The 7,200-nt window shown below is 75.9% G+C and carries 5 protein-coding genes; 4 read left to right on the top strand and 1 reads right to left on the bottom strand.

Features of this window, described 5'->3' with window-relative positions:
• Positions 1-1,693: cytochrome P450 (locus tag AB0N76_RS38540; RefSeq protein ID WP_363565516.1), on the bottom strand; the 1,693-nt coding region annotated here is incomplete at its 3' end.
• A gap of 443 nt (positions 1,694-2,136) precedes the next feature.
• Between AB0N76_RS38540 and AB0N76_RS38535 the strand changes: the two genes are divergently transcribed.
• From AB0N76_RS38535 to AB0N76_RS38520, 4 genes are all read left to right on the top strand, one after another.
• Entirely contained in the window at positions 2,137-2,916 is a 780-nt protein-coding gene (locus AB0N76_RS38535; RefSeq protein ID WP_363565515.1) for a sigma 54 modulation/S30EA ribosomal C-terminal domain-containing protein, read from the top strand.
• An 89-nt stretch (positions 2,917-3,005) separates the two neighbouring features.
• Entirely contained in the window at positions 3,006-3,587 is a 582-nt protein-coding gene (locus AB0N76_RS38530; protein WP_363565514.1) for a hypothetical protein, read from the top strand.
• A 576-nt stretch (positions 3,588-4,163) separates the two neighbouring features.
• Positions 4,164-6,473: an RICIN domain-containing protein gene (locus AB0N76_RS38525; RefSeq protein ID WP_363565513.1), complete on the top strand. Its 2,310-nt coding sequence runs from the start codon at positions 4,164-4,166 to the stop codon at positions 6,471-6,473.
• A 165-nt stretch (positions 6,474-6,638) separates the two neighbouring features.
• Positions 6,639-7,200, top strand: a 562-nt coding sequence (locus AB0N76_RS38520; RefSeq protein ID WP_363565512.1) for a hypothetical protein, incomplete at its 3' end; no start/stop codon positions are given.

Here is a 7,200-nt window from a genome sequence, read left to right as displayed (position 1 = left end):
GGACGACGGGGGCGGCGGCCGGTGCGGCCGGTGCAGCGGGGGTGGCCGGGGCGGGTTCGCGCGGTCCGCCGTCGCCGCCGGTGCCACCGTTGCCGCCGGTCCGGCCACTGCCACCGGCCCCGCCGCCGTCGGCCGGACGCGGGCCGGGGGTGGCCGGGTTGCGCGGGGCGTGCGGGGCGGACGGGGAGTGCGGGGCCTGGCCGCCGCGCGGGGTGAGCCGGACCCGCAGGCCCTGGGCCTGGACGGTGGTCCACACCACCTCGCGGGCCCGGGAGCCCGGGACGGCCGTCGGCCGCCAGCGGCGCAGGACGGCGGCGGTGGCCACGGCCAGCTCGGCCCAGGCGAAGGCCTCGCCGATGCACTTGTGCTTGCCGGCGCCGAACGGCAGGAAGGCCTGCCGCGCGGAGGCGCCGCCACCCGCCTCGGCCCCGCCCGGCCCGGCGGCCGCGTACCCCTGCTCGTGCCAGCGGTCGGGCCGGAAGGCGAGCGGTTCGGGGTGGAGCGCGGGGTCGCGGTGGAGCGCGGTGAGGCTGTAGAGCAGCTCGGTGCCGGCCGGGATCCGGTACCGCCCCAGCTCGACCGGCACGCTCGCGGTGCGCATCAGGAAGGCGTTCGGCGCGTGCAGCCGGACCGCCTCCCGGGTGACCGCCTGGGTGTAGCTGAGCTTGGCGAGCGCCTCGGGGGTGGGGACGGTGCCGGCCGGCAGGTGTTCGTCCAGTTCGGCGAGGACGCGGGCCTCCACCCACGGGTGCCGGATCAGTTCGTCGATCAGCCAGGTGAGCGTGGTGGAGACGGTCTCGGTGCCGGCCCCGAACATGGTGATCGCCTCGGAGCGGACGTCCGCCTCGGTGAGCGGCCGTCCGGTGGCCGGGTCGACGGCGGCGCGCAGCAGCGCGGGCAGCGTCACCGGTCCGCCGCCGGTCCCGGTCCCGGTCCCGGCCCCGGTCAGCGGACAGCCGCCGGCGGGGGCGGCCCCGGCGTGGACGGTGCCCGCGACCGCCTGGTCGACCACCCGGTTGAGCACGCGGACGGCCGCGTCGAAGCGCCGGTTGACCGGCAGCGGCAGCCGGGCGAAGGCCGGGTGCGGGTAGAGCGACTGGACGATCTGGCCCTTCACCAGGTCGGGCAGGGCGCGGTGGAAGGCGACGGTGGCGTCCTCGCTCAGCCGGGCGCCGAACAGGGCGCTGGTGACGATGTCCAGGGCGAGGTGGTTCATCTCCTTGGCCACGTCGAGGACCTGGCCCGGGCGCCAGCGTCCGGCCCGTTCCTCGGTGACCCGGTGCATGACCGCGAGGTATCCGGCCATCCGGTCCGGGGCGAAGGCGGGTTGGATGATCCGGCGCCGGTCGCGGTGCGGCCGGCCCTCGGACATCAGCAGTCCGTCGCCGAAGGCGGTCTTGAGGGTGTCCTGGACGGCGCCGCGCGGGCAGTCGTGGGCGAGCGCCACCAGCAGGGTGTGGACCAGGCCGGCGTCGGTGACGACGCAGACCGTGCGCGGCCCGAGGCGGATCCGGACCACGTCGCCGTACCGGGCGAGCGAGCCGAGGAAGCCGAGCGGGTCGCGCAGCAGGGCGGGCGCGTGACCGAGGCCGGGCAGGGCGCCGGGCGCGACCGGCGGGACGGCCGGTCGGGTGCCCGCGGGCGAGGTTCTGGGCGCTCCGGGCGGTCTGCGGGTCTCGTTCGTCAGGATCATGACATCACCTCTCAGCAGAAGGGCCGACGGGACGGGCCGGTGGAACGGCCCGGCGCGACCGACCCGGGCGTCGGACCGTTCCACCGGCCCGGCGCTGCGGCACCACCGGAGCTGCCGCCGCGACGGCCGGGATCCGGAGGCCTGTCAGCGCAGACCCCCGCGCGCGCCGCGACCAGAGGGCGCACGCATTGGGAAACGCGCCGGTCCCGTGAGCGTTGCGCCGTACCCGGGGGGATCACCCCATCGGCGGAGTGTCCTCACGGGGCCCTCGCGGTGGCCCCGCGGTGGCCTGATGGCGTCCTCACGGCGTCCTCGCGGCGCCCCGCCGGGGTCGTGCCGGAGTGCGTCCGGGGGCCGTCTTGCCTGGCAGGCAGGGCCTTTCGGCCCTCGGCGGCGGGGTGGGCGCGGGTCCAGCATGGTGCCGAACGAAGGAGGTCTTCCCGATGACCCGTCTGCGCCACCGACCCGCCCTCGACGTCCGTGTGGAGATCCGCGGTGAACTGCCCCGCGAGGACGCCGAGTACGCCCGGATCCGGTCGTCGGCGCTGGTCACGGACCTCGGGCCGGACGCGCACGAGGCCCGGCTCCGGCTCACCCGGCCGCTCGACCGCTCGGTGACCAGGCCGGCCGTCGCCCAGGCCTCGGTGGAACTCGCGGGTGTCGGCCGGGTGCGGGTGGAACTGGCCGCCGTGACCGTCCGCGACGCCGTCGACCTGGCGCTCGGCACGCTCGCCGGCCGGGCCAACCGGCTGCGCGAGCTCGGCGACCTCGGGCTCGCCACCGCGTACGAGAGCTCCTACCGCCCGCAGTACGCGCCGCGCCCGCTCGCCGAACGGCGGATCGTCCGGCGGAAGTCGGTGCTCCTCGCCCGCCGCACGCCCGAGCAGGCGACCCGCGAGATGCTCGCCCTCGACTACCGCTTCCACCTGTTCTCGGACGCGCTCACCGGCCAGGACAGCGTGGTGCACCGGCGGCCCGCGAACGGCGGGTTCCGGCTGGTCCGGGCCCACTCCGCGGCCCGGCTCGGCGGCTCGGGACTGCCGCTGACCGAGAGCCCGCACCCGGCGCCCCGGCTCGACCTGCCCGGGGCGGCCCGTCAACTCTGGCTCACCTGCTGGCCGTTCGTGTTCCACACCGATTCCACCGAGGGGCGCGGGCAGGTCCTCTACCGCCGCTACGACGGCCACTATGGCTTGATCACGCCGATAGCGGACCCGCGTTGAGGGGCAGGTAGTGATCGGCAAGGGCTGACCGGTACACGACCGAAAGACGGACGAGCACACCCATCACGCGCTAGACGGGAACTGGGACCATGGACTGCGAAGAAGTCATGCTGACCGTCAGGATCACGGCCGCCGAGCGGGCCCTGCTGCGCACGCTGGCGCGCGGCCACGGCGCCGATGTGTCGGACGTGGCGGTGGACGGTCTGCTCGACGTCATCCCCATCCTGCACGTCCTGCCGACCTGGTCCGCCGGGCCGTCGGCGACCGCGGTGACGGCGGCGTCCGCGGTGACGGGCGCGTCCGCGGCGTCCGCGCACGAGCAGGCGGGCGCGGTCGGTGTGGCGGGGGCCGTGAGACCGGGTCGGCCCGCGCTCCCGGTCCTGCCGGGGGACGCGGGTGTGCTGCGGCTGCTGCGGGTGCTCGCCCGGCCCGCCCCCTGCGCGGTCACGCTCTGGCTGCCGGCCCCCGTCGCGGACCTGCTGCCGTTGCTCGGCGAGCGGATCACCGCCGTCAGCGGGCTGCGGACCGGCCCGGCCAGTGCCGCGCTGGCCGCCGCGCTGCGGCTCTGGTTGGCCGGGGATCCGCAGCGGCTGGCGGCCGGGCTCGCCACCCTGCACCGACAGGGCGCCGCACCGGGCCTCGCCGCGCAGCGCCTCGACGTCGCGGCCTGAGCCGGCCACCACGGCGCGGGCGGGCCGCCGGACAGGCCGTCAGGAAGACCGTCGGTCGGGTCGTCGGTCGGGTCGGCCGGCGAGCCGTGGAGCGGGGTGGGGCGGGAGCGGTGCCAGGGGGTCAAGTGGCATGTCCGGGGCGGGAAATTTGCTGGTCAGAGCTCTGGTCACGGCCCTCGGGCGGGTCTAGCATTCCGGTCACGGCAACCGGAGTCCGGACCACACGGACGCCCGGTGCGGTGGCCGCCACCACCCCATGCCGGGGAGCGCACACCCCCCGAGTGCGCTTCCCGGCGCCGCCGTGCGCGGTGTCCCCTTCCCGCGCCCGTTCCCGTGCCCCCGGTATCGAACGACACCGTCCCCGAGCCCGGGCGCGCCCTCCTCCGCGCGCCCCTCGTCGAGCGACCGGACGAATTTCGAAAAGTGGTTTCTGTTATCCCGTCCGCCCGTGCCGGTCTCCGGAGTGTCGGAAGGTTCCGGCCACCACCCCGAGCGGTGGCCGGACCGTCGCACGAGGAGAGGAGACACGCGATGGGGCATCGGAGCACGGAGCTCCGCCGTCGACGGCGTCGGCGGATGGGCAAGCGGACGGGACTGATAGCCGCGGCGGTCGTGGCCGGACTGGTCGCCGGCGGACTGGGCATCAGCGCCGCGCTGGAGCCGTCGGCCGCTCGTGACACCGTGACCACCGCGGCGGCCGTCGCGGCCGACCGGGCGGGGGCCGGCGCCGGGGTGATCCCGGACGACGGCGGCACGGGCGAGACCGGCACCGCCGAGGGCGCGACCAAGGCGCCCGGCCCGAAGCGTGAGCAGAAGGCCGCGCCGATCAAGGAGATACCGAAGGACCAGCCGGACCGCGGCCTGGTCTACGCCGGTCTGGCCCTGCCCAGCGGGGACCGCTGCGCGGGCTCCCTGGAGGTGTCCGGCGGCGAGCTGTGCAGCCACGGTCCGGACGCGCCGCCGAAGGACGTGGACATCCGCAAGGACGTCCCGCCGGTGGCCGCGGCGGCCGCGCAGGCTCCGGTGCTGACGCCCGGCGCCGATGCCCAACCGCCCGCCGCCGCCGATCTGTTGAAGGGGTCGGCGCCCGTCCTGGACGTCGGCCAGAAGGCCGTGCTGGCCGGCGACGCGGGTGCGGGCGCGGGGGCCGGTACACCCGCCGCCGGTGGCTCCGGTGTGGTCTGCGAGGGCGACGGCAGCGCCGGCAACCGGGTCCAGGTGGTCTACCTGCACACCCCGGGCACCGACCGGTTCGCCCAGTACCAGGCCTCCTTCAAGAAGTGGGCCGCCGAGGTCGACGTCATCTACAACGCGAGCGCCCAGGAGACCGGCGGCGTCCGGCACGTCCGCTTCGTCACCGAACCCGACTGCTCCGCCTCGGTGTTGAACGTCCAGATCTCCGACTCCGAGATGGCCGACTTCAACACCAGCAACCGCGCGCTCGCCGCCCAGGGCTTCAACCGCAAGGACCGCAAGTACATGGTCTTCGCCGACGCCAAGCTGTACTGCGGCATCGGCACCTTCGCCGGTGACGAGCGGCCCGGCCAGGACAACCTGAGCAACTTCGGTCCCTCGTACGGCCGGACCGACGCCGGCTGCTGGGGCGGCCACACCGCCGCGCACGAACTGGGCCACAACCTGGGCGCGGTGAGCAACAGCGCGCCCAACTCCAGCAAGGCCGGCCACTGCGTCGACGAGTGGGACCTGATGTGCTACTCGGACGCGCCGTACTACCCGCAGATGCGGACGGTCTGCCCGGACAACGCCAGTGACATGCGCCTGGACTGCCGGCACGACGACTACTACCACACCGATCCGGCACCCGGCAGCTACCTCGCCACGCACTGGAACGTCGCCAACAACCGCTTCCTGATCGCCGGCGGCGGCACCGGTCCGACCCCGGACCCGACCCGCACGCCGACCCCGACCGGCTCGCCCACCGCGACCGCCTCGCCGACCCGCAGCGCGTCGCCGTCGCCGACCGCGACCGGCACCCCGACCGGGACGCCGAGCCCCACCGGTTCGCCCACCGCGACCGGTTCGCCCACCGCGAGCCCCACCGGCGGCCCGACCGCGAGCCCGACCGCCACCGGCACCCCGACCGGGACGCCGTCCCCGACCGGTTCGCCGACCGCCACCGGCAGCCCGAGCCCGACCGGCTCGACGACCCCGACCGCCTCGCCGACCGCCGGGACCGCCACCGGACCGGATGTGACGATCAGTCAGGTCACCCAGGCCTCCGCCATGCTGAGCTGGCCTGCGGTCGCCGCCGCGAGCGGCTACGACGTGCTGCTCGACGGCCAGGCGGTCGGCACCGTCCGCTCGACCGTCGTCGGCCTGGTCCGCCTCGCGCCGGGCACCCAGTACACCGTCGCGGTGGCCGTCCGGGACGCCGGCGGCGCCGTCTCCAAGCCCGGCCGCCCGGCCACCTTCCGCACCCCGGCCGACGCCGGCCGGCCGCAGCCCGGCACCCGGTACAGCATGGTGAACGGACTCACCGGTCAGGCCGCCGACCTGTGGGGCAGCTCGCTCAACGACGGCACCGTGGCCATCGCCTACCAGCGCACCGGCTACGCGAACCAGAAGTGGACCTTCGAGGACGCGGGCTCCGGCACGCTGCGGATCAAGTCGGTCCGCTCGGAGAAGTGCCTGCAGCTCGGCGGTGACCCGGTCGCCGGCCAGTACCTGGCCCAGCGGGCCTGCTCCGACGCGGCCGGCCAGAAGTGGCGGCTCACCCCGTCGGGCGGCGGGTACACCCTGAGCGCGGAGGGCTCGAACCTGGTTCTGGGCGCCAGCAACCGCTGGTACTACGGCGGTTGGCTGCTGGAGCTGCAGAAGCCGAACGGCCAGGCCTACCAGTCCTGGACGCTGCAGAAGACGTCCTGATCGCATGATGTCCTGACCGATTGACGTCCTGATCGCATGACGTCCTGACCGAACCGGGCCGGTCCACGGCCGGCCCGGTTCGCCCCCACCCGCCCGGGTGCGGCCGACACCGCCAGGAACGGTGACGGCCGCACCCGGGCCCTCCCCCACGAGGAAACCCCGCCCATGCGCACCCGTCCGTTCACCACCGCCCTGGCCCTCGCCGCGGCGGTCGTGCTCGTACCCGCCGCCGTCCCGGCCGCCGCCCACGGCGACACCGTCCACCTGGAGGTGACCGGGCAGGACGGCGGGCACGTCACCACCGCGGCCACCTGGGAGAACGACCACGACCCGGTCACCGAGGAGTTCGCCGGGACGCTCTCGGCGACCAGTGCGGGCGGCCGGGCGGCCGGGCCCTGGCGGCTGGTCGCCGTGGCGGGGCGGCCGGGCACGTACACCACCCGGGAGTTCCTGCCGGCCGGGCACTGGCGGATCGTCGTGGACTGCGCGTTCCCCTCGCTCGGGCACGGCGAGCGCGAACTCGACGTCGACGCGGCGGTGATCTCCGACCCGCCGCTGCCGACGCCCACCGTCGGGCCGCCCGTGACCACCGCGCCGACCCCCGCGCCGACCGTCAGCGTGGGGCCGACGGCCGCGGTGCCGGCGCCGACGTCGGGGACGTCCGGCGGCGACCCGTCCGCGTTCACGGCCGCCACCCCCGGGCCCGCGGTCCCGGCGGGCCGCACGC

Origin of the sequence: Kitasatospora sp. NPDC093806, assembly GCF_040683335.1 — a bacterium.
Classification (GTDB): Bacteria; Actinomycetota; Actinomycetes; order Streptomycetales; family Streptomycetaceae; genus Kitasatospora.
The sequence above is the reverse complement of the archived record's forward strand: the minus strand, read 5'-3'. Positions and strand labels throughout refer to the sequence as shown.

Excerpts from the sequence above, each read along its gene's own strand:
- AB0N76_RS38535 (WP_363565515.1), top strand. The coding sequence starts at position 2,137 with ATGACCCGTCTGCGCCACCGACCCGCCCTCGACGTCCGTGTGGAGATC.
- AB0N76_RS38530 (WP_363565514.1), top strand. The coding sequence starts at position 3,006 with ATGGACTGCGAAGAAGTCATGCTGACCGTCAGGATCACGGCCGCCGAG.
- AB0N76_RS38525 (WP_363565513.1), top strand. The coding sequence starts at position 4,164 with ATGGGCAAGCGGACGGGACTGATAGCCGCGGCGGTCGTGGCCGGACTG.